The organism is Ornithinibacillus caprae, assembly GCF_009728145.1.
Classification (GTDB): domain Bacteria; phylum Bacillota; class Bacilli; order Bacillales; family Amphibacillaceae; genus Ornithinibacillus; species Ornithinibacillus caprae.
The window spans coordinates 137,325-159,534 of record NZ_WOCA01000002.1 but is presented as its reverse complement, the minus strand read 5'-3'; the positions used below and the strand labels follow the sequence as shown (position 1 = coordinate 159,534).

19 protein-coding genes, 3 pseudogenes and 1 riboswitch are annotated in these 22,210 nt (G+C 37.1%); of the genes and pseudogenes, 8 read left to right on the top strand and 14 right to left on the bottom strand.

Features of this window, described 5'->3' with window-relative positions:
• Positions 1-29 precede the first annotated feature (29 nt).
• A riboswitch (cyclic di-GMP riboswitch) is annotated at positions 30-118 on the top strand.
• Positions 119-201: 83 nt separating this feature from the next.
• Entirely contained in the window at positions 202-1,482 is a 1,281-nt protein-coding gene (locus GMD78_RS03515; RefSeq protein ID WP_155667176.1) for a DUF5667 domain-containing protein, read from the top strand.
• A 390-nt stretch (positions 1,483-1,872) separates the two neighbouring features.
• On the opposite strand, the gene GMD78_RS03510 is transcribed toward GMD78_RS03515, so the two are convergent.
• A complete protein-coding gene (locus GMD78_RS03510; protein WP_155667174.1) occupies positions 1,873-2,601 on the bottom strand; it encodes a D-Ala-D-Ala carboxypeptidase family metallohydrolase in 729 nt (242 codons plus the stop codon).
• A gap of 698 nt (positions 2,602-3,299) precedes the next feature.
• Here GMD78_RS03510 and GMD78_RS03505 point away from each other — a divergent pair.
• A pseudogene (locus GMD78_RS03505) lies at positions 3,300-3,779 on the top strand (transposase); the annotation flags it as partial.
• A 268-nt stretch (positions 3,780-4,047) separates the two neighbouring features.
• Here the strand turns inward: GMD78_RS03505 and GMD78_RS03500 are convergent.
• The 3 genes from GMD78_RS03500 to GMD78_RS03490 all read right to left on the bottom strand — a co-directional run bounded on the left by GMD78_RS03500 (position 4,048) and on the right by GMD78_RS03490 (position 5,663).
• Entirely contained in the window at positions 4,048-4,638 is a 591-nt protein-coding gene (locus GMD78_RS03500; protein ID WP_155667172.1) for a CotY/CotZ family spore coat protein, read from the bottom strand.
• A gap of 165 nt (positions 4,639-4,803) precedes the next feature.
• A complete protein-coding gene (locus GMD78_RS03495) occupies positions 4,804-5,025 on the bottom strand; it encodes an IS3 family transposase (RefSeq protein WP_155667170.1) in 222 nt (73 codons plus the stop codon).
• A 32-nt stretch (positions 5,026-5,057) separates the two neighbouring features.
• Complete coding sequence (locus GMD78_RS03490) at positions 5,058-5,663, bottom strand: IS3 family transposase (RefSeq protein ID WP_155667168.1); 606 nt, start codon at positions 5,661-5,663, stop codon at positions 5,058-5,060.
• 838 nt (positions 5,664-6,501) lie between these two features.
• On the opposite strand from GMD78_RS03490, the gene GMD78_RS03480 reads away from it, so the two are divergent.
• The gene (locus GMD78_RS03480; RefSeq protein WP_155667164.1) at positions 6,502-7,785 is read left to right on the top strand and encodes a glycosyltransferase family 2 protein; all 1,284 of its coding nucleotides are present in this window, start codon (positions 6,502-6,504) and stop codon (positions 7,783-7,785) included.
• A 355-nt stretch (positions 7,786-8,140) separates the two neighbouring features.
• On the opposite strand, the gene GMD78_RS03475 is transcribed toward GMD78_RS03480, so the two are convergent.
• A complete protein-coding gene (locus GMD78_RS03475; protein ID WP_155667162.1) occupies positions 8,141-9,241 on the bottom strand; it encodes a glycosyltransferase family 61 protein in 1,101 nt (366 codons plus the stop codon).
• A 126-nt stretch (positions 9,242-9,367) separates the two neighbouring features.
• Between GMD78_RS03475 and GMD78_RS03470 the strand changes: the two genes are divergently transcribed.
• The 3 genes from GMD78_RS03470 to GMD78_RS03460 all read left to right on the top strand — a co-directional run bounded on the left by GMD78_RS03470 (position 9,368) and on the right by GMD78_RS03460 (position 12,253).
• The gene (locus tag GMD78_RS03470; protein ID WP_155667160.1) at positions 9,368-10,510 is read left to right on the top strand and encodes a polysaccharide biosynthesis C-terminal domain-containing protein; all 1,143 of its coding nucleotides are present in this window, start codon (positions 9,368-9,370) and stop codon (positions 10,508-10,510) included.
• Between the two features lie 4 nt (positions 10,511-10,514).
• The gene (locus GMD78_RS03465) at positions 10,515-11,264 is read left to right on the top strand and encodes a sulfotransferase domain-containing protein (protein ID WP_196493708.1); all 750 of its coding nucleotides are present in this window, start codon (positions 10,515-10,517) and stop codon (positions 11,262-11,264) included.
• A gap of 353 nt (positions 11,265-11,617) precedes the next feature.
• A complete protein-coding gene (locus GMD78_RS03460) occupies positions 11,618-12,253 on the top strand; it encodes a glycosyltransferase (RefSeq protein ID WP_196493707.1) in 636 nt (211 codons plus the stop codon).
• Between the two features lie 504 nt (positions 12,254-12,757).
• On the opposite strand, the pseudogene GMD78_RS21920 reads toward GMD78_RS03460, so the two are convergent.
• The 8 genes and pseudogenes from GMD78_RS21920 to GMD78_RS03420 form a co-directional block, all read right to left on the bottom strand.
• Positions 12,758-13,016: pseudogene (locus tag GMD78_RS21920) on the bottom strand (transposase zinc-binding domain-containing protein); the annotation flags it as partial.
• Between the two features lie 124 nt (positions 13,017-13,140).
• Complete coding sequence (locus GMD78_RS03450; protein WP_343042102.1) at positions 13,141-14,148, bottom strand: polysaccharide biosynthesis protein; 1,008 nt, start codon at positions 14,146-14,148, stop codon at positions 13,141-13,143.
• 835 nt (positions 14,149-14,983) lie between these two features.
• On the bottom strand, positions 14,984-15,163 hold the full coding sequence (locus tag GMD78_RS03445) for a hypothetical protein (protein ID WP_155667151.1): 180 nt from the start codon (positions 15,161-15,163) through the stop codon (positions 14,984-14,986).
• 171 nt (positions 15,164-15,334) lie between these two features.
• Positions 15,335-15,943, bottom strand: a complete 609-nt coding sequence (cysC, locus tag GMD78_RS03440; protein ID WP_155667149.1) for an adenylyl-sulfate kinase — start codon at positions 15,941-15,943, stop codon at positions 15,335-15,337.
• Positions 15,944-15,955: 12 nt separating this feature from the next.
• Positions 15,956-17,734, bottom strand: a complete 1,779-nt coding sequence (locus tag GMD78_RS03435; protein WP_155667147.1) for an SLC13 family permease — start codon at positions 17,732-17,734, stop codon at positions 15,956-15,958.
• 68 nt (positions 17,735-17,802) lie between these two features.
• Positions 17,803-18,954: a sulfate adenylyltransferase gene (gene sat, locus GMD78_RS03430; protein ID WP_155667145.1), complete on the bottom strand. Its 1,152-nt coding sequence runs from the start codon at positions 18,952-18,954 to the stop codon at positions 17,803-17,805.
• A 204-nt stretch (positions 18,955-19,158) separates the two neighbouring features.
• On the bottom strand, positions 19,159-19,371 hold the full coding sequence (locus GMD78_RS03425) for a hypothetical protein (protein ID WP_155667143.1): 213 nt from the start codon (positions 19,369-19,371) through the stop codon (positions 19,159-19,161).
• A gap of 13 nt (positions 19,372-19,384) precedes the next feature.
• Complete coding sequence (locus tag GMD78_RS03420) at positions 19,385-19,837, bottom strand: DUF2642 domain-containing protein (RefSeq protein WP_155667141.1); 453 nt, start codon at positions 19,835-19,837, stop codon at positions 19,385-19,387.
• Between the two features lie 792 nt (positions 19,838-20,629).
• On the opposite strand from GMD78_RS03420, the gene GMD78_RS21810 reads away from it, so the two are divergent.
• Complete coding sequence (locus GMD78_RS21810; RefSeq protein ID WP_343042123.1) at positions 20,630-20,725, top strand: helix-turn-helix domain-containing protein; 96 nt, start codon at positions 20,630-20,632, stop codon at positions 20,723-20,725.
• Between the two features lie 513 nt (positions 20,726-21,238).
• Positions 21,239-21,433: pseudogene (locus GMD78_RS21915) on the top strand (Imm30 family immunity protein); the annotation flags it as partial.
• Between the two features lie 85 nt (positions 21,434-21,518).
• Here GMD78_RS21915 and GMD78_RS03405 read toward each other — a convergent pair.
• A complete protein-coding gene (locus GMD78_RS03405) occupies positions 21,519-21,782 on the bottom strand; it encodes a DUF5344 family protein (RefSeq protein ID WP_155667137.1) in 264 nt (87 codons plus the stop codon).
• Positions 21,783-22,210 lie beyond the last annotated feature (428 nt).

The following is a 22,210-nucleotide window of genomic DNA, read 5'->3' as shown; positions in this document are numbered from 1 at the left end:
TAGACGGTTGAACAATAAAGTCGTTTCTCATTTGAAAAAGGCAAATCCAGTTGAAAAACGGAGACGCAAAGTTACAGGCCTACGGTAAACAAATTACTATGGTGGCTGAACCGCTGAAGGATGGAGAATGACTCAAACTTCATAGAGTTAATTCAAAATTCTTCTGATTCAAATAATCTATTTGATTTAGGAGGTTTTTTTATGTTAAAAGCTAGTAAACTATTTATTACTGGTATCTTATCTATTATCCTTACATTAACCGTTGGGACAAGCTTTGTTTTTGCGGAAGAAAACGAGGATATAGATGATAGTCAAACTGAAGTTGTTGAAACTTCAGAGGAAGTAACTTCTGACGAGGAATCGGAAGTAGAAGAAGTACCTGAAGAATCTACGGATGAAGAAGTAGATGAAGAAGATGTAGAAGAAAATATCCCTTCCTTACTACCAGGAGATTTCTTTTACTTTGTTCAAAAAATAAAGGAAAACGTACAGCTTGCATTAACATTTGATGACGTAAAAGAAGCTGAACTACTGGCTGAATTTGCAGAACTACGTATTAAAGAGGCTGAAGCCTTACTTGCCCAAGGGGAAGAAGAACTTGCGCAAGAAACCCTAGAAACAGCACTACAACAACAAGAAGAAGCGCTTGCTAAATATGAATCTGTAGACGAAGAAGCATCTATTGATAATGAAGAAATCTCTGAACAAGAAGAAGATACCGAGACCGTTCCAACAGAAAGTGAAGAACAAACGGAGGATTTGGTAGAGGAAGATACTACTTCTGTTGATCCGATCCGTGCTGCATTAGAGGAGAAGCTCTCAGCAAATATCCTTGCGTTAACTGCAGCTATAGAAAAGATTTCAAATCCTAAAGCAAAAGATGCTCTGCAAAAAAATATTGCTAAGTCCCAAGCAAAGCTTGAGAAGAAACTCAATAAAAAGCTTGCTAAACTAGAAGAAAAACTTGCTTCTGGAAATTTAGATGAAGAAGAATATCAAGAAGAACTAGAGGAACTAGAAGCTGAACTAGACGAAGAAATAGAAGAAATCAATGAAGAAACAGATGAAGATATTACAGATGAGAACAATGAAGATGAAGATAAAGACGAAGATAAAGATGACGAAGTAAAATCACTTGCTTCTTCTGCTAAAGTAGTAGAAAAGCAAGCCAAAGCTGATAATAAGTCTGCAGAGAAGCAACGTGAAGCACTGAAAAAGCAAGAAGAAAAAGCAAGTAAAGCGTTAAAAAAACAAGAAGAGCAGCAAAAGAAACAGGAAGAAAAGAAACGCGAAGCAGCTAAAAAGCAAGAAGAAGCACAAAAGAAAGCATCAGAAAAAGCTGCTAAAGCCGAAAAGAAAAAGGCTGAAAAAGAGCGTAAAAATAAAGATGATGAAGACGATGATGATGACGATGACGACGATGATGATGAAGACGAAGATGACGATGATGATGATCAGGACGAAGATGATGACGAACAATAAACCGTATAGTCTTTAAAATAATAGAGATCTAAACTGTGCAAGCAAGGTACGAGCCCTACTAGCCAGTTTAGATTTTTTTGTTTGGTAGATATTCATCATACAAGAGAAGGGGTGTGATTTGTGGTAATACAGACCTACTGTACAGCGCAGCATACACATACATAGAATAAGATTTCTCTAGCAAGAAGGTCTGATCCAAAGCTTCCACAAAAACCCTATAGTGTGCAATTATATTGTTATTTTCCATAACGAAAAGGGATGCGATTGCACCCCTTTTATTACTTTATATATACTTTCTCCAAATCCAAACCCATTAAGAAAATGATGCCTTTCCCAATTAACTATGTTTTTGTTCAGGCTCTACCAAACACCACAAAAAATCTAGTTTGATTACGGCCAATACCAATATTGAGCCCCGTATGGATATTCTATTCTACTATCTACGTGGGTATAAGAACTTCCATTATAAACACCACTAAAACCTGAGGATTTGGCAGCAGTTCTGATAGTTGTTATGGAAGCACCAGAAGACTTAATGTCTGCTGCAATTCCGTATGTGTGTTGGCTATTCGGTGAAGCATCAGGGATACTATTATTGTGGGAAACACTTCGGAAGCCAGAGTTGATTGTAATTGGTTTGTTTCCTATTTTCACGCGAACTGCTTCTAGCTTATACATCATTCTCCGAACATTTTCTCTAACCGTCGTTGATGAAACATTTCCACCACTAAAGCCACTACCATCCTTTGAATAAAATTCTGTATAACTAAAATGCTTCGTTCCATTTGAACGTTCTAACTCATTTAATTTTGCTTGTGTTACAGGGCCAACAATTCCATCAACCGCTAATCCATATGCTCTTTGAAAACGCATTACCGCCGCTCTTGTCCCAGGCCCAAACTGACCATCAACAGCAACATACGTTTGCGAAGGGGAATCAGCAGCCCAACCAGCTACTCTTATTTGTAATTCTTGAACATCCGAACCACTAGAACCTTCTTGTAAAGTACGAGTCCAATTATAGGCAGATGCTTCATCTGTACTTATAATGGACAGGGCAAATGTAAATAGTAAAGTAAAACCAACAATAGTAATCAACTTTTTAATAGTCTTTTTCAACTTACAAACCTCCTAAATTTAAGATTTGTTGTTACACTCTGGAAGACTAATTAATACAAAACTCCCTTTTCTTTATTTCTCCAACGCTTGTCCTGTTAGATACCGTACAAATAAATACTGCAATATTTTCTATTAACTATAATTTTATTAATATTAAAATCTAGTGCATTCATTTCAAACAGAAGCGCTGGAAATGAGATTTTACTTTAAATGCCACCCCCCTATAACTGAATAGTTAGAATTATACGAATCTAGTTGTCTATGGATAGAATAACATGGATTTGAACCTTAAGATATTCGTCAAAAGGACTAAAAGAAATAAGGACTTCTGCATGATAGATCGAGTGGAATCAGACTAAGGAAGTAAATATAAGTGAGGTTAGTAGGATGAAGGGAGCATATCCTCTTTTCGTCAATAAACATCTAATTTTGTCACTCCTTTTACAGTATCAAAAATACACCACCTGTATTAAAGAGTATTATTTTTCACTTCACTTTTAGTTTGATTCATTATAAACCTCTACTTTTATTGAACACATTTTTGTATTTACTTGTTAACCCTCAACTAAGACACTTTACCCAAGAGCATATATTCGTATTTTTCAAATAGCTTAGAGTTGTTTAACATAGCTTTCATGAAAGTAGGTTTTTTCGACAGCCTGTTCTTTATTATCCTAATAGTTTAAAGTGGTACTAATAATTATTTTGGAGTAATTGCCCATCGTAGATACCATCCAACAAAAGGTCTATTTCCAAAGTGGAAGTTTAAATATGATAAGGAAAAAGACATTTACATTTGTCCGAATGGACAAAATTTAACCTATTCTACTACCAGTAGAGATGGATACAGGGAATATAAATCAGATCCCAAATTGTGTGCAAGTTGCCCATTATTAGACCCATGTACAAGATCGAAGAATCATCAAAAAGTAATAACTTGGCATCTTTGGGAAGAATTCAAGGAAAAAGTTAGATTGAATAGGTTATCACAATCTGGAAAAATGCTTTATAAATATAGAAAAGAGAAAGTTGAGCGGAGCTTCGCAGATTCGAAAGAACTACATGGGCTTCGCTACTGCAGGTTAAGGGGATTGCACAATGCGAGTGAGTAAGTACTACTCACAGCAGCGTGCCAGAACATGAAGAAGATTGCCACACACCTAGCAAAGCTAGGCTAGGTGTGTGGGAGTTTATTTTCAATAAAATTTCTTACTTAATGAAATAGTTATGACAGAATTAAAAAAGCTTGTAGAGAAAAAACACCTACTTTCTCTACAAGCTGAGGAGCCAACAAAATGGCTCCTTATATAAAAAGGGAGAATATGAGTTGTGGAATCTCTTTCCCCTACACTACTAAAATATGCTAACTTATTATTTATTCTTGTTTATCTACCCTAATATATTAGCACATATTATTAGCAACTTCTTCCTAAAAGTTTGGTTCTATTATCTATACCCGGTAGGCGAAAGAGCTTCGTGTGCAGGGATAGGAGTAACAGGATCCAAACAAGTTACTCCCATAAAGTGCTTCAAGTCCACAGTTATACAGATACCAGTTGCCTGGAAATCTGTAATCACACAATCCGATGGAAAATAAGAACAAACATCATGGTCGTCGCAGACTTGGATATCTCCCTCCTCGTCAACTGGTAATAATAGTTCTAGTTTTACACAGCACTTGCTATCTTTTACAAAGTTTTTAGCCCTGAAAATCGGAGATTGGACGCACCCGAAGAAGTTATCCCCGTCTCCTGTAATACCCTGAAAGATACCACTGCCGAAAAACGGCTTACATGTTCCTTCACAATAAAGCACAATTGGTATGGTGGTGTTAGTTGGTCCATTACCTGAACCTTGAGCCAAAAGTTGCCGAATTGACGTGTTACAGCTGGTTGTGCAGTCGTCATCCATAATAGCATCTTGTGCTTCAATAATACTTCTCACTACCCCACATACACAGTCATCTTCAATGGTACTCTCTTTTGCGTTATTTAGTTTTACGTTATTTAGCTTTCCGTTATTTCTACATTTAGCCATTGTACATCTCCTTTCTGAGAAATTATTTTCCCTATTATGATATGTAAGTTTATAATTTAAGCCTGTTCATTAGTCTATTTTTTTGAATATGAATAATTAATCTAGAAAAATAGGTTGATATAATAGGGGGGGGAAAGGAGGTTACCCCTAAAAGTTAGAGTTTTATTATGCAGCTGATTGGTTGGGTTGAGTTCTATATTCTACTGGACTTAATCTAGCCAATTTTTCTTTTGATCGTTCATGGTTGTACCAGTAGACATATTCTTCAATCCGTCTTTTTAATTCTTCATAGATTACTAATTCTTCCCCATAATACATTTCTTGCTTTAAAATACCAAAGAAATTCTCCATCGAAGCATTGTCTGCGCAGGTTGCTTTTCGTGACATGTTTTGGAATATTTTATTTTCTTTTAATGTCCTCACCCATTGGAATGGGTGGTAGTGCGATAGATTGCACGATTCTCTATCAACTCTATCGCTTCTTTTAAAGGTTCCATGACAAGATCTAACGTTTTCTTGATACCATAAGAAACAATTTCTCCATTATAAAGGTCAAGAATCTGATTTAAATATAACTTCTCTTCACCTAGACACTTGAATTCTGTATTGTCAGTAACTAGCTTTTGAAGAGGAATAGGTGTGTTAAAACGGCAGGATAATCGGTTTTTCGCTACTTTTCCAACGTTCCCCTTATAAAAATTGTATTTGCGAGATTTCCTCATAAATTTCACACATTTTAACCCTAGTTCTCGCATGATTCGGTACACTTTTTTATGATGGATAAGATGTCCTAATTTCTTTAATTCTTTCGTGATACGTTTATAACCGTAACGTTCATGAAACTTCTTAAATAAGTGTGTAATGAGTGCTTTTAGTTCTGTGTTCGGATCTTCTATTTCAAAGTTTTTCACATGATAGTGATAGGTTGCTTCAGGAATGCATACTACAACGAGAATATCTATTAATCGGATCCTTCTTCTTTGAGTTCGAATGCCACATTTGCTTGTGCTTTCCGTGGAACGCATTCGGATAAGCTTTCAGCTTTTTTAGGTATGCATTTTCTAGCCTTAGTAGTTCATTCTCGCGTTCCAACTCTTCTTCACGAGTTAACTTCTTTTCTTCCTTTTTCTTCGTTTTAACCCATTCATTCCTTGAGACTCATACGATTTTACCCAATCACGTATAGGTGTTTGGCTACCCATATTAAATTTTTTGCCATGTTTCCACCTAAATACTCGGCGACAAACTTCATTTTAAACTCTTCACTATATTTTGCCATAAAAAACATCCCGAAAGTTAGATTTATTAGCTCTAACTTTCGGAGGTTGTTTCCAAAGGTGGGTCCGCCAGATTCTAAGGTTCTTACTCCTGAGGGGTTGCTACAGGTGTGGGATCAATACTTATAAACTTCCATCTGTTCAAAGCCATTCTGCGCACTCACCTCGTCAAGGAATTGAGAGAAACGGCAAATTCTACGATTTTGATCCTGAAGATTGTGATCCAGTTGGTACACCAGCAACCATTAACATGCCAAATGCCACTACAATATTAACACCACTAGTTGGAGTCTTAACAACTTTAAACAATAATACAACTAATAAGAACATCACAGAAGGATGAAGCCAATTAAATAGAGAACCCTGATTTTAGAAGGCAGGGTTCTCTTTTGTTTTTTAAGTAAAAGGAATATCTTTATCTTGCTCTTTCTTTGAGTTATTTGTTTTGTGGAGAGTCAAAATTAAATAACCTTACTTCAATATGCAAATTGACAGGTATATAATCATTTTCAAAATCATAATTATGTATTATTAAACCCTGTACCAATTAATATGGGTAGTATTTAAAAGAACGGAGGGCTAAATATTGAAAGATGTAACCGCCATCCTTGTTCACTATACTGATCTGGGCGTGCTACAAAAGGCTTTAAACTCTTTAAAAAAAATTAAATCTAGGTTGAAATCTATTATTGTTATCCTGGAACAAGGAATGTCTATAGATATGATACACGGCTATGATTGGTTTGATCAAATTGAATTTTTAGATAGTGGGGTTAATGGCCCAGGGCAAATACTGAATGATACCATTTATTGTTTATCCTCACCTTACGTATTATTTCTTCAGAGTACGGACTACCTTTCTCCAACTATAAATACCGATTCCCTACAGCTTTCCCATAAAAAAATAGTTTTAGTAACCTTGCATCATAATCGGAACAGTGTTATCCATTTCCCATTATTAGTCTGTACCTCTTTTCTTAAAAGAAAAAAGTTCTTGTCAAACCACCAACTACCCTTCAAAGAGGCCCTTTTTCCAGCTTGGCTTTCAAATGTAGGAGACTCCCGTCAACTAATTAAAGATAACTTAGTAAGGCAAGCAAGGAAAAATAGTTTTACCAATACCATCGAAAAGGAAAAATTTATACAGAAGTACCAACTACAAAAAGTCAAAAAGGAATACCCAACGGTATCTGTTATGATCTCACATTTTAATATGGGGAAGTATGTAGAAACTGCCATTGTCTCTTGTCTTTTACAAAGTGAACAATTTGAACAGGTACTAATCATTGATGATGGATCTACGGACAATTCCTTTTCACAACTACAACAATGGGATGACGGGAAACAGGTTAAAGTATTTAAAAAAAAGAATGGGGGAAAAGCAAGAGCTTTAAACGAATTATTATTACATGTGAAGTCTGACTTTATTCTGGAGCTTGATGCTGATGATTGGCTTGATCCTGATGCTGTTTCCATTATTAAAAATTACTTGGCATACCTTCCTAAGGATTTTTCCGTTTTGTATGGAAATCTCAGAAAGTGGAAGCAATTAGATGGGGATGTGCTCTTTAAAGGGGTTGCCAAAGGAATCCCCATCAATGGGGTGACTCAATTACTAACTTATCGTTTTCCACTTGGACCAAGAGTATACCGAACCTCAACTTTAAAGGAAGAAGGGGGATTTCCGGTAATCGAGTTTGAAAATGGAAGGCTTTATGAAGACGTAAGTGTGTTATTCAGGTTAATAAAGACCTCTCAGTTTCGTTATCATGACTTTACTGTTTATAATGTCCGGGAACATATGGAAAGCATCACGAAATATAACGACTCGAAGTGGAATGATTTTATAAAAACATTCAATTCAAATTAAATAGCACAATGGATGTTTTTCATCCATTGATTGCTAAGGTTTTTTTACTGTTGATATAATGTTGACTTGTTTTGGAACAAATAACGAAGGGGAAATAGTAATGCCCCTACTCTTTAATAAAAGTAATCAATAAACCCTCCTCCATGTCTAACTTTGACCTTGCTCGTGTCCTATTAATGGAGGCGCTTCATCATAAGCGGTAAAAAGAGCCTATGGGGTTTCATCAGCACATGCAGTGTACCTAAATCCCTTCCTCGATAAATTAATCAAAAGTCAACTGTAGCTTTAATTTGACTCCTTACCTAATTTTATCAGGGACTACTTAATTGTTCATGCAAAAGTAGACTTCTAATAACTAATTTATCCCCTCATCTTCCAGAATCCTTGATAATTTTTTCACATCAACCACAATGTTTTGTAGGACTTCATGTGCTTTGGATGCGGGATTCGCAATCCTGCACTTCAAAAAACGATAATCCAAACCTAAATACTGCCCAATTTTTATGAATTCGTCTGATGTTGAAGTAAATAACTGAATGATTTTCGTTCCCGGCTGACAGAACATAATATTTGCAAGACCGGCACCATTCGAACTTATGATAACTTTGGCTGAAGAAAAAATATCAATTTGTTCCTGTACGGTTAAGGAGCTCAAAGTAACTTTTCTGAATCCTTTTTTGTTTAAAACTGTCATGAGTTTAGGTTCATTGGAAACCTTTCTCCACGAGGCATCTTCCCGGCTGATATAGATACGTTCAAAATTTAATGAGCTTGTATGGGATTTTGATTTAAGAAATGAGTCCCTAAGAAATTCAACTGTCCACTTCACACATGTCCCAGTGTTAAACGGAACGGAAGGCAATATCAAATTTTTAGCCTGTAGGTGCTTTCCTGGAGTAAGTTGCAAAATTTTTTCTTCAGGGATGCCAAGCATTTTAACCGTTTCCCGCTGGAAAGGCAATGTCAAAGGCGGAAGAACATATTTATCGATCCTAAAACCGCTGAGTTGAAGTAAATGAAAACGTCCCAACGTATCATGTAACCAATGCCAATAATTGGTATGCCCTGCCCAGGCTAGAACCCCTAAATTTCCATTATAGTATAATGCAGAAGGGATTTTCTTAACTGCCTGCTTTTTAAAAAATGGCCAATATAAATGAAAAACCATATCTTGCAAACACTTGCGATCAGGTGTCAATGCATAAACTATACCTTCCCCATTATTACACATCCATACACTTCCATTTTCTATCTTAGAAACATAAGATTCACTAAACTTATAATTTTTTTCGAACAATAGTGGATTTACCCAATCAACCCATTGTGGTGGATCCCCTTTTGGTTGAGTATATTTTATAGTTTCATTTGTATAAAACTCCTTATAAACATTTTGTATATCTGACTCCGGGGTATTTTTTTCAATCCAATCCTTTGTGCGGATATATAAATCTGACATACCTAATCTCCTTTCCTATGGTTAACCTGCCCTATTTTTACACATCTTTTGGAGTATTACATAATATGTAGAAGAATCCTCAATAGTGTTAGGATTTTAACTGTAAACGGAAAGGAGTGACATGAAATGATTAATGTATTGGTAACCGGTGCAGGGGGATTTATTGGTAAAAATCTAGTTGATAGATTGCATAGAAAAAAGGGTATTATCGTCAATCAATATTATCGCGGAGATGACCTGTCACAGCTCTATCAGCATTTAAGTAATGCGGATGTAGTCTATCATCTGGCGGGGGTAAACCGACCTAAGCATAACGAAGAATTTGCAAGAGTTAATAAAGGGCTTACTCAGTCTATTGTCAACTATTTAAGTGACCAGCAAAAGACTCCAACAATCGTTTTTTCATCTTCAGCGCAAGCAGAGTTAAATACACCTTATGGTTTAAGTAAAAAGGACGCTGAAGAAGTATTGAAAAATTTTGGTAAAGACACTGGTGCAGATGTAAAAATCTACCGGCTTCCGGGTGTCTTTGGCAAGTGGTGTAAGCCTCATTATAATTCAGTTGTTGCTACGTTTTGTCATGAAATTACGCATGGCAACGATATAGATATCCATGATCCCGACAAAGTGCTTGAGCTTGTATATATAGACGATGTAGTGGATAGCTTTTTGGAATGTCTGCACCAAGAAAAATCAGAAGAAACATTTTATTATCATACCAAACAAACTTTTCATATTACGGTAGGTGAACTAGCTCATACCCTTTATAAAATAAGGGATATGAGAGAGTCGTTGATTATACCAGACTTGTCCGAAAAGCTTACTAAGTATTTATACACCACCTATTTATCCTATTTAGACACGAACAACTTCTCATATAATTTGCCTGCGTATGAAGATGAAAGGGGTAGTCTGGTTGAATTAATCAAATCGCACCAAGCTGGTCAAATATTTATGTCAACATCACGAAAAGGAGTCATAAGGGGAAATCATTATCACCATACAAAGGTGGAAAAGTTTTGTGTTATTAAAGGAAAAGCAAGCATTAAATTAAGAAACATCGATTCAGATGATGTAATCACTTACATTGTTTCAGACCAAAACATTCAAGTTGTGGATATTCCCCCAGGGTATACTCATTCGATTGAAAATATAACATATGATGAAATAATTGTTCTGTTCTGGGCTAATGAGCTTTTTAATCCGGATAATCCAGATACCTATTACTTGGAGGTCCATAATAGGGAAAATGATCAAAAGAAAGGATGATTTTATGTCAGAGAATCAGAATTATATAGTTCAGGAAGATGATATTTGTTTGGTTTCCTACCCTAAATCAGGAAATAATTTCCTGTTATTTCTTGTTGCCACCCTATTGTATAAGACTAAAATAGATTGGTCGACAAAAGGGAAAATGATTCAAAACGTTGCCACCGAGCCGATAAAAGGCCTACCCTCTCCACATCTTGTATGGAGCCATGAAGGCTATGATCCAACATATCCAAAGGTTATTTATCTGGTAAGAGATCCCAGAGATATCGTTATTTCTTATCATCATCATAATCGGAAGTATTACGCTGATCCACGGAATTTTGATGATTTCTTCGATGCATTTATGGAAGGATCTATCGGTCCTGCTGGTCCATGGGATAAGAATGTGGAAAGCTGGCTTGACAATCGAGATAAGGTTAAAAAGGGTTTTCTGCTTATTAAATATGAGGATCTTCTTGTAAACACTTCTAAAAATGCGCACAGGATTATAAAATTCTTAAACTTGGACAGAACCGAAGAGGAAATCAACGAAGCCGTTGATTGGGCATCTTTTGATAATATGAAAGCATTGGAGAAGAAACAAAGTATCCATCTTAACGGCAACTCACCGTTTGTTAATCCTAAAATGCCTTTTGTGAGAGAAGGCAAGGCGAATAAATGGAAATCTGTTTTAAATCAAAATCAGCAGAAGCAGATCAACCAAAAGTTTCACACAGCATTAACAAGATTAGGATACGAAATTTCAACTTAGTAAAGTAAGCGCCTTTCAATATCAGAAGGCGTTTTTAACTTCCTGGAAGGAGTGAATAAGCAATTCTGAAGTTACTGCTTATTGCAGCAGATACATCTACTTTTACAAATAATAACTATGATGTATTGGAGAAGGAATTAGCGGAAATAACGCACCTGATGGTTTATCGAAAATCGGGCCATATTAGCAAGATATTAAGGAAGTTTCCCTATAAGCCCGATTTCATCTTACTAGTAAATGATATAAAGAAAACATTTGCACCTATCGTTACCGGCTTAGCCGATATCGACATACCTGTGGGACTGATGGTAAACGACGCACACCGGTTTGTGGAACAGCGAAGAAGGTATATTTTGAATAACAATATTAGAATATTCTTTGTAATATGTCGGCATAATTTTTACAACTATTATCCCGGTCAGAGGCATAATCAGGTTTTCTTCCTTCCTCAATTTGCCAATACCTCCATCTTTAAAGATTACGGTGATGAGAAAACGATCAATTTGATGATGCTGGGAGAGGTCTCGCTTCCGCAAATCTATCCATTAAGAGAAAAAATATTACAGCATTATAAAGATACCCCCGGGTTTTATAATCGTCCTCATCCGGGATGGCGGGATTTTACAACGAAACAGGCAGAAAAGTCATTGATCGGTGAAAACTATGCCAGGACTATTAATAAGGCAAAACTTTTTTTTGCATGCGGTTCTGTTCGTCAAGTTGTGACATTCAAATATTTTGAAGTCCCTGCATGTCGCACATTACTAATGGCTCCTGATTTACCGGAACTTAAGGAGGTTGGCTTAATACCAGGCGAGCATTTTGTAGATATAAACGAGGAAAACTTTTCAGAAAGGGCTGAATACTATTTAAACAATACTCAAGAGCGGGAAAGAATCACTGAAAAGGGGCACCGCTTAGTTCATAATCATCATTCAACCGCTCATCGGGCAAGACAATTAGTCCGGCAGATAAAAAGCGTTTTATAGAAGGGGATATAAGAAAAACCGGGCAAAAACTGCCCGGTCCTTTTCTGTCTATTGAGTCTAGAGAATATCCGATAGTTTATGTTCGTGGCCATGTATTCCTTTATAGTACTGTGGATACATCTCTCCTCCACATTGTTCACCCGTGGATCTTGGTGGGGTACTAGGATTTCCTCCATCCATCAGATCGAAATCTTTAACTACGTTATAAGGAATTTTCTCTTCCTTATGACACGTTAAACAATGCAAAATGACATTCGTCTTCTTAGAACGCAAGTGCTCGGTTCCTTTCTTTTTCTTTCCTTTTTTGCCTCGTTTGTTGCTCCGCGTGATAGTAAATCACCCTCTCCTTCTTGCTTCCTTTGATAAAGCTATTTTGATTTTCAATTTACCATCCTCAAGACAGACTTCTCCCTTGTACTCATAATAATTGTCGCAATGTGGACACACAAGTGGATCATGACGACGGTTTACCTGCAATACATCCTCCGTGAGAATAAGGCTTCATTCTTCACTTTCACCACCAGAACAGGTGGTACAAAAACCCCCCTTACAAAAGAACGTTCCGGACATCACAGCAACATTCACATTCAAAGAGCTTGAATCCATTTTGGGTATTTCCACAATCAAGAAATTTCTCAACCTCTTTGATGACAATGGGACGGATTCGATCTCCATATTTTCTTTTAAATGCTGGCCAATGTTCATGTTCATTAAAAAAGATTCGTTTGAGGATATTTTTCTCCTTATAATAAAAACACCACAGGCACAAGTCCCATGGTAGAGTTAAATTTTTATACTTCTTATCTTTTTAAAATCCCTTACCACAATTATAATGATAAGGACTATTTGGAGATATTTTGACTACCTTTTGAGTCACACCTCTATTGTTACGTTGAAAAAGAGCTTGACGTGAGGATATTTGCTTTCATTAGAATGTCTTCAATTTCTCCTGAAGACATTAATTCATCATTGGATTGATATCGGGTGAAGGAGACCTTTGGTAAATTTGTATATTTTTTCTTCAAATCCTCTGAAGCATTGTCAGGTAAAATGACATAATAATTTTCATCAAATTTATAAGTGTTCCGCGATTCGGCATTTGATATTAAAACCTCGTGGAGTTTCTCACCTGGACGTATCCCAGTCTCATTTATAACAATATCTTTTGCTGCAAAATGTCTTTCTAGAACACCAATCAAATCGACAATCTCGCATGCTTTCATTTTCATAACAAATGTTTCGCCGCCAATTGCTTGTTCGGATGCGTGTAGCAGTAAATCAATGGCTTGAGAAACAGTCAGAAAGAAGCGTGTCATTTCCCTGGATGTAAGGGGAACTGTATGATTGCATGCAATCTGTTCTTTAAAAAAAGGGATCACACTTCCATTTGTTCCTATCACATTTCCACCGCGGATACAGAGAAAACGTGTATGATTGCTTAATTGATTAGCCTGAATGATTAGCTTTTCACCAATCGCTTTCGTAAGTCCATAGAAATTGATTGGTTCAACAGCTTTATCTGTTGAAACATCAATGACTTTTTTAACCATTTGATTTAAACTTGCTTTGATAACATTCTCCGTACCATGTACATTGGTTTTTAACGCTTCTAAAGGCTGGTCTTCACATATTGGTACGTGTTTGAGTGCCGAAAGGTGAAATATATAATCGACATTTTTTGCAGCTTCGTTCACTGCTTCAAAATCTCTTACGTCACCAATCAGAAATTTTAAACAAGGATTATCTGAAAACTTTCTTTTCATCTTCACCTGAGCAAATTCATTGCGTGAAAAGATTCTAATTTCCTTTGGTTGAGATAAAAGCAGCTTTTTGACGAGTTCATGTCCCCAGGACCCTGTCCCTCCAGTAATCAATATTGTGGTATTTTTAAACACATTTAAACAACTCCCTCTAGTGTTAATGCCCATTCTTTATAATCATTAATAGACGCATTCGAACACGGTTGATGACTTGTAGTTCAGGAATTCTACTAAAATTGGTTCGTTTATACCTGTTAGATAACCGTTTTTAATAAGTTCGAATTGGTTATACCTCAATTTATGAAAAAAATAATAGATTGTACATGATACACGTTTAAGTAAAGGCAAAAGAGGCATTTGCTGTGAGTCCAAAATGTCATAAGGAAACCGTCTTATAAGAGAATATAATCCTTTAATCATAATGTGCACCCGTATCGTCGTAAAATATCCGAGGGAGTATCGATATTAATGGACGACCAGCCGGAACGAGAATTTGCCGTCATTTACATTGAATCTCCATTGTAATGATGCCGAAAAGGATCAACTTTTTCTATACAAAGTTTAACCTGTCCTATATTATCCAGGTTTCTTTTTATAGTTATGGACTATATAATATTTACTTGATAGTCGGTGCTTAAAGGTGGAGTGGTTTATTTAGGGGGCACCTACCAAAACAAAAGCGCAAGCGCCCTGCTTACCACCGTATGACCCGGACGGAGTCATATGAGATAAAGAAAACACAATGAGCAAAGCGAATTGATGTTGACTTTCACCACAAGGGTATAAGTGCGACTAAGCCTCTGGTTTCACCAATCGGCAAGTCTTCTTTATCGTAAGAAGAGTCCGGAAGGGCGCTAGGTGATGGGCGCTGTAGCTGGACGTAGCTCTTGCTGGCAAAGAGCTTTATAGAGCCAAAATTATATACTTTCTGGTTAAAAAGGACAAATCACCTGCCCTGTAAATATAGCTATTAATTCACCGCTTGACTAAAAATCAACCATTCTTCAATAAATACATCGGTTTCTCCCGACATGTGGGTGCGACTCACAACCACATTGACAGCGACACCCGGGTCCGTAACCGGTAGGCGTACATTTTGCACAGTCAGCGCCCTATCATCAGCCAAATTCACACGTGACGCATCTTCCAATCTAAACGCTCCCAGACTGAACTGCCTGAAGTAATACGCTTCTAGCGCATGTTAGATTCTGTCAGAGGTGAGTCGCCTTCTTTCTTCTCAACCGAAAATCCCCAATCATAGACGTACAAAATCTCCCGGCTGACATCCAATGATGTATCCAGCATTGTCTTTAAGCTCACATCACTCATATTGCAGGTATCCTTTCGTTTTCAAATATGACACGATTGTCTGTACCGATTCCTCAATGCTCTGTATATCAGTATCCAACGTGATTTCCGGGGCCACCGGTGCTTCATATGGTGAATCAATCCCTGTAAACCCTTTAATCTCGCCGTCGCGTACTTTTTTATAAAGTCCTTTTGGATCCCGTAATTCACACGTTCCTATGCTCGCATCTACAAACACCTCGATAAATTCACCAGCATTCAGCAATTTACGTATTTCATCACGATCTTCTCGATACGGTGAAATGAAAGCGCACAATGTAACCAATCCTGCCTCAACCATCAACTTGGATATTTCCCCGATACGACGGATATTTTCTTTCCTGTTTTCCGGGCTGAAACCAAGATCTTTATTCAGACCGTGGCGGATATTGTCGCCATCCAAACGATACGTCCGGACACCCATATTATGCAGTTCCTTTTCCACCTCCACCGAAATAGTCGACTTGCCGGAACCGGACAGGCCAGTGAACCACACCACGAAACTATTATGATGATTCAAATGCCTTCGATCTTCTTTCGTTACTTTCGAACGGTGCCATTCAATATTTGCTGATTTATCCATAAACGTGTCCCCCTAAAACCATACATAATAAATAATAAAAACTGATGTCAACATTACTAAGAGGCTAAGCGTAAGCCCAACTTTCACGTAATCCGTAAACTTGTAGCCACCGGGACCATACACAATCATATTCGTCTGGTAACCGATTGGTGTGGTGAAACTTGCCGAAGCAGCTATCGCAATTAGAACAGCCATCCCCATCGGCTCGACAGCAAGGGAATTCGCCATTTCAATCCCGATCGGTAGCATTATGACGGCTGCTCCACTGTTGGTGACAATCTCAGTAAACAGATTTGTTAAGATGTAGATTATAAATAGAATGACAAATAATCCTAATGGCTTGCCAAAATCCAACAGGACGGCAGCTATCCACTCTGCAAGACCCGTTTTCCTCATGGCAGTACCAATTCCAAGCGAACTGGCAATCAATAACAATACATTAAAATGAACATATTCCTTAGCTTCCTGAGGTGTGATGCTTTTCGATGTCAACAATAACAAAACTGCCAGTGCCATCGCTTTAAACATGTTGAGCCACCCCAATGTCACCGTTACAATCATCACGAGTAGTATGATAATAGAAAACCAGCCTTTCTTAGTACTCTGATACAAAGCAGCCGGTGTATCCAATGGCGACACAACAAAAAAGTCATTCGATTGCTGATATCTGGCGACAAAGTCAGCGCCCGCTACAAGCAGCAAGGAATCCCCGGGCCTTAAAACGATGTCACCGATCTTGCTCCTGATCCGCTCATTATTCCGATGTACTGCAATGACACCTGCATCATACCGTGAGCGGAACTTCGACTTTTTAATTGACTTAAATAAAAGTGAAGATTGATCTGAAACAACTGCATCCACTAAATTGATCGATCCATCCTTAAGATCATCAAGCTCTATGTTCGTTCCTGTTTCCAGCTCCAGACCTTTTATTTTCTGCAAGTCAGCAATGGTTGAAATCAAGCCAGCAAAAATAAGTCGGTCACCACTTTGGATAACAGTTGTTGACCTAACCGGCGAAATCCGTTCATCGCCGCGGATTATTTCAATCAGGTAAAGACCCCTCAAATCACGCAGGCCGGCTTGCTCGACACGCCTGCCGAGATGACCAAAATCTTTTTTCACCACTATTTCAGCAATATATTCTTTGGAATCTTCCTTAATCCGCTGGTCAAAACCTTTGTTATCCGGTAGCAATTTATATCCGATTGTAAATAAATAAATGAGTCCGATGAGTGCAACCGGAATACCAACGACAGTAAATGTGAATAATGAAAAACCTTCCATTCCGAATTCAAGCATTAAGCCATGAACGACAAGGTTTGTAGACGTTCCCATGATTGTTATCATCCCGCCCAAAATCGCGGCATATGATAATGGGATCAAAAACTTGGAAGGAGCAATTCCTCGATCTTCGCACCATTTCTTAATTATTGGTGTTAATGTCACAACAATCGGCGTATTGTTTAGAAAAGCCGAAAACAAAGATGTCGGTACAAGAATGCGCATCAGCGACCCTGTGTGAGTATGGCTATTCTGAAGCCATTTTTTTATCAATTTATCTATCAACCCGCTCTTCTGTATAGCTCCTGCAATGATGAACAATAATGCGACCGTCAGCATCCCTTCATTGGAAAAACCACTTAATGCCTCATTAACCGTTAAGATGCCAGACAACAATAATATAACCAATACAGAAAAAATAACCATGTCAGGCCGGGCAACTTCAAAGAACAGCATGGCAAACATAGTCATCAGTAAAGTCAGAACAAACATCATCTCTAACGTCATAGGATATCAAATCCCTTTTTAATTCGTATTCAATAAGAAAGAATATTGGCCTTTCTGAACAGCCTACCTTAATCTTTCTGCATTCCTCTGATCAGCACATCTGCAACTTCCGGACGTGAGAATTCCTTTGGCGGACGTATGCCATTACGGACCAGTTCACGCACCTTTGTACCACTCAAGTGGACATGATTTTTCTTTTTGTGTGGACATGTTTTTATGGATGCCATATTTTCACAGACATTGCAGTAAAACGAATGTTCAAATTTGAAAATCTGAATGCCGAGTTCTTTTTCATATTGAGCTATCAGCTTTTGAGCTTCATATGTGCCATAGTAATCACCTACACCTGCATGATCACGTCCAACAATAAAATGTGTGCAGCCATAGTTTTTTCGAGCAATTGCATGCAGAATCGCCTCTTTCGGTCCTGCATATCGCATGGCCGCCGGATAGATAACAAGGCGTACTCGATCTTTCACATAATAGTTATCTAAAATCATTTGATAGCTTTCCATTCGGACAACTGCCGGAATATCATCAGATTTCGTTTCACCGACAAGCGGGTTCAATAGCAAGCCATCTACAGACTCAAGCGCTGTCTTTTGAATATGTTCATGCGCACGGTGAATCGGATTACGTGTCTGGAAGCCAACGATTGTTTTCCATTCCAGGTCCTCAAACACCCGCCGTGTTTCAACTGGAGCCATATAATACGAAGCAAACTGACTGTGATCCGGACGATTAAGAAGTGTAATCGACCCACCAAGATATATATTTCCTTTATCATAGACTTTCTTCACACCTGGATGTGCCACACTAGTCGTCCCATAGATACATTGCGCTTCCTTCTTTTTATCATATTCATATTTCTCGGCCAGGTTAATTGTTCCATAGATAATGCCATCTTTTCCTTTTAGGGCAATTTGTTCACCGATGTTAAGATTTTTAGCCTCTTCTTCAGTCGACGGGAGTGTAATAGGAATGCTCCAAATCATACCGTCCGCTAGACGTGTATTCTTAAGGACATTTTCATAATCAACCTGTCCCATAAATCCTGTCAGAGGACTGTATCCACCTGTCCCTATCATTTCCATATCAGAAATCACCCAGGAATTTATGGTTATTGACTTAAGGTTTTCAGCATTCCTAACCGCCTCATCCCTTTCAATTCCGGTTAATTCACGATTAATTAATCTTCCACCATATGGTTGATTGACCATACAAGAACCCCCTGAATATTAATTTCTTACATTAACATATTGGAAAAATACAAAAGTTGGAACCACCCTTGACTCAGTTTCGTGTTAAAGATGGTTCCGAAAATGGCATTGCCGGCTCAATGATGTTCGATTTGATTGTCTCGTTCCAATTTACCTTTAAAGTTCAATTAAATCTATTTTGCCCTACTGTTAGGGCAAAATATTTTATGCTGCTACAGGAAAACGAACAAAGTTAATAGCATCTACCGCAATGTACATTATGGTGCTTGATCCATAACCATTGCTAACTTCAATAACTAGAACCAATTCTTCTGTAACAGTTGAAAGAATCCCCTCTATAAAATTGTTATCTGTAGCTATTTCAACTCTCGATCCAATACGCGTAGCAAGTTCTTCAACAAATGTTTCTTCAAACATTTATATCCCTCCTTTATAATTCACTGACAAGCTCAATTTTATCAATAGGAACCAGTACCTGTGCTCCAGAAGCTTCAACAATTACGATATAATCACATTTGACGACTAGCAATGTTCCTGTGATCGGTCCAAACGGAGTAGTGACTTGGACTTGTTCGTTGATTAAACTTAATAACACTTCTCTAAGAGTACGAGGTATATTGGGATTAAAGGGATGGCAGTTTGTCGGGTCTAATGCATTACATTGAATGGGTTCTTTGCAACACGGACCGTGACCCTTTTCTGACTGTGGACATTTGTCACACCTATCATGACGCTTATCGTGACACCTATCATGACGCTTATCGTGACACCCATCATGACGCTTATCGTCACACCTATCGTCATAACTAGTTTTACAATACATTTTTTCTACCCACGTGGGCATACTCTTATTATATCTTGCTCTTTGCTTCGTTTTTAGCATATCATCATTCCTCCTTCTTGTTTTAAAATATCTTATGTTAAAAATTAAAAAGAGTAAGGGTGATTGTCTAATATAAAACACCTATTTATTAATAGGGATAGTTTAATTAACTTATACTATGATAGACCCCTAAAAACTCGAATAACCACAAGTTACTGCAAGCAATTTTTTTTAAAAGCCTCTTAATAATGCTTTTCATTCTACTAGGTTGTGATAGCCTGTGTATTAGATTATTGGGCTTATCATACAAAGTTGTAAGTTTTTGAGGAGGAGCTGGTCCATACCAATGGACCAGTCATGGGTTATGAACGGCTTCCCGCTTTGTTTCAAGTTCTTTTACATACAGCAGGATGCCGGTTGAATCAAAGAACGATCCCTGTATTCCTGAAACCATTTCTTCATATGTAGGAGTTAAAGTTCAAGGAGGGTTAAGTCTAAGAGATGCTTGTTTGGAATAAAAAAGGCAGAAAAGGAGCTTAGGTTTTTAGGTATGCAAGTTCCTTTTCTATGTTTGTACTTTATGGCTTCTTCTTCAACCTTAGCTCCGCCTATTTAATAACATATTATTTAGTTTCTTTCTGTTGCAACCATAGAAACAAGTTTGTAAAAAGTTTAGATACAATGAAAAATGCCACATAAAATAGAAATAAATAAACGAAACTTACTCCCTTAAATATATGGAAAAAGTGAAGGTTGACCATAATGGGTTTTAATATAAAAGCTAATACTGCGGATAGTAGTATAGAATATAGATGGATATTTTTTTTGTTTAACGTCCATTGATATAACAACATAAAACTAATCGGAACTAATGTTTATCTCTCAACATTAGAAATCGTATGCAAAGTGTTAGACATCGACATTCAGGAGTTAATCGAGGTGGAGTAGCCCTCACTCTAGTAACCGTTCTATTGTACGCCAAAGTTGCGAGTTTCTTTAAAAGCAGGGGAAAACAAAGGGAACGTATTGAAGGGTCTGAATGGTAGTATCTAATGATTTTAGTCTATTTTACAATTAATGAAACTCAATAGATAGGTTACCTTTTTAAAAGGTGTTGTACGTACTAAAGAATTTGTTAATACGTTATATGGGTATTACATCAGTTATATTTAACTTCATATTGATAAGCAATTTATTCGGTACTAGGTAGTAGTAAATTATAAAACCACCTTAAAAGGTCTTTAGCCCATTAAGGTGGTTTTAATTATATTGCTTTTAATACTTCATCTACAGAATTGCTAAACATATTTGGGTCTTCACTTTTTATGTCTCTAATAAGTTTATTATTATCTCTTTTGACTTGTCATTTAGCTTAGATAGTACACTACCGTATATTCTTCTTACTTGTTCAAGATTTAAAATTCTGTAATGTAAAACTTCCATCCAGTAGCATTAGGTAAGCTCATTGGTTTAGGGGATAAATCAGTTAATACAGAATTATGTATGAGATTTGATAATGATACAGAACAATATGAAATAATGTTCGGATTAGTACATGGAATAGAGCATCTCTATAAAGAAAATATTGAAGAGGGATTATATTTAATTGCTATAGCTGTCCCAAGTGTTGCTTCGTGCAAGAACTGTTTCTATTAACGTTTTGGTTTCTAATAATTGGGTTGAGCTCATCGCTCCTACTCCCCTCCCGTCCCTCTATCTACCGATCACTAATCCTGTTCTTTCAACTTCTTAACATTTTCTTTCGTATCTGTAAGATTTTTTTCACCGTCTCCACATATTGCTTGAAAAATTGATGAATCATTTCTTCTCGTTCCAACCATTCATTGGTGAACTTTAAGTCGTTTTTTCCATACGTATTTTTTGGCTTTGGCAATTCTAACTCCCGTAGGCGTTCGTTTGCATGTTCAAGTTTCCTCATGACCAAATGGAAATCCAGCTTAATTTCTGTTCCACCGCTTCCATTTCCTTTTAATTGTATTTTCATCTGAACAACCACCCTTTTAACTCATTTACCTTCCTACTGAGTTCCTCCACCATTTCTTCTCCTTAACCAAGTAGACGATTGGCCTGATAAGCAATGGAATTTGCTATATCCAACGTATAAGTTGTATTTATTTAAGATAATAATTCTTGAACCAACCCTAATGTCATAGGCGCTTAGTACTATTTAATTGTATTTCTCATAATAGTTAGTGGATCAAGAAAATATTTTTATAACAAAAAAGGACACTTACTCTTTTAAATAGAATGAATGTCTTTAGTAATCATAATACACCTTAATCTATTACGATAACTAATAAACTGGAAATCTGAATACCTACGTAGCAAAATTGATATCAATAAGTCTCCTTCTAGTTTCATATTGAAATAACAATTATAAATACCTTATCCCAGCTATTATCTCTAACAATC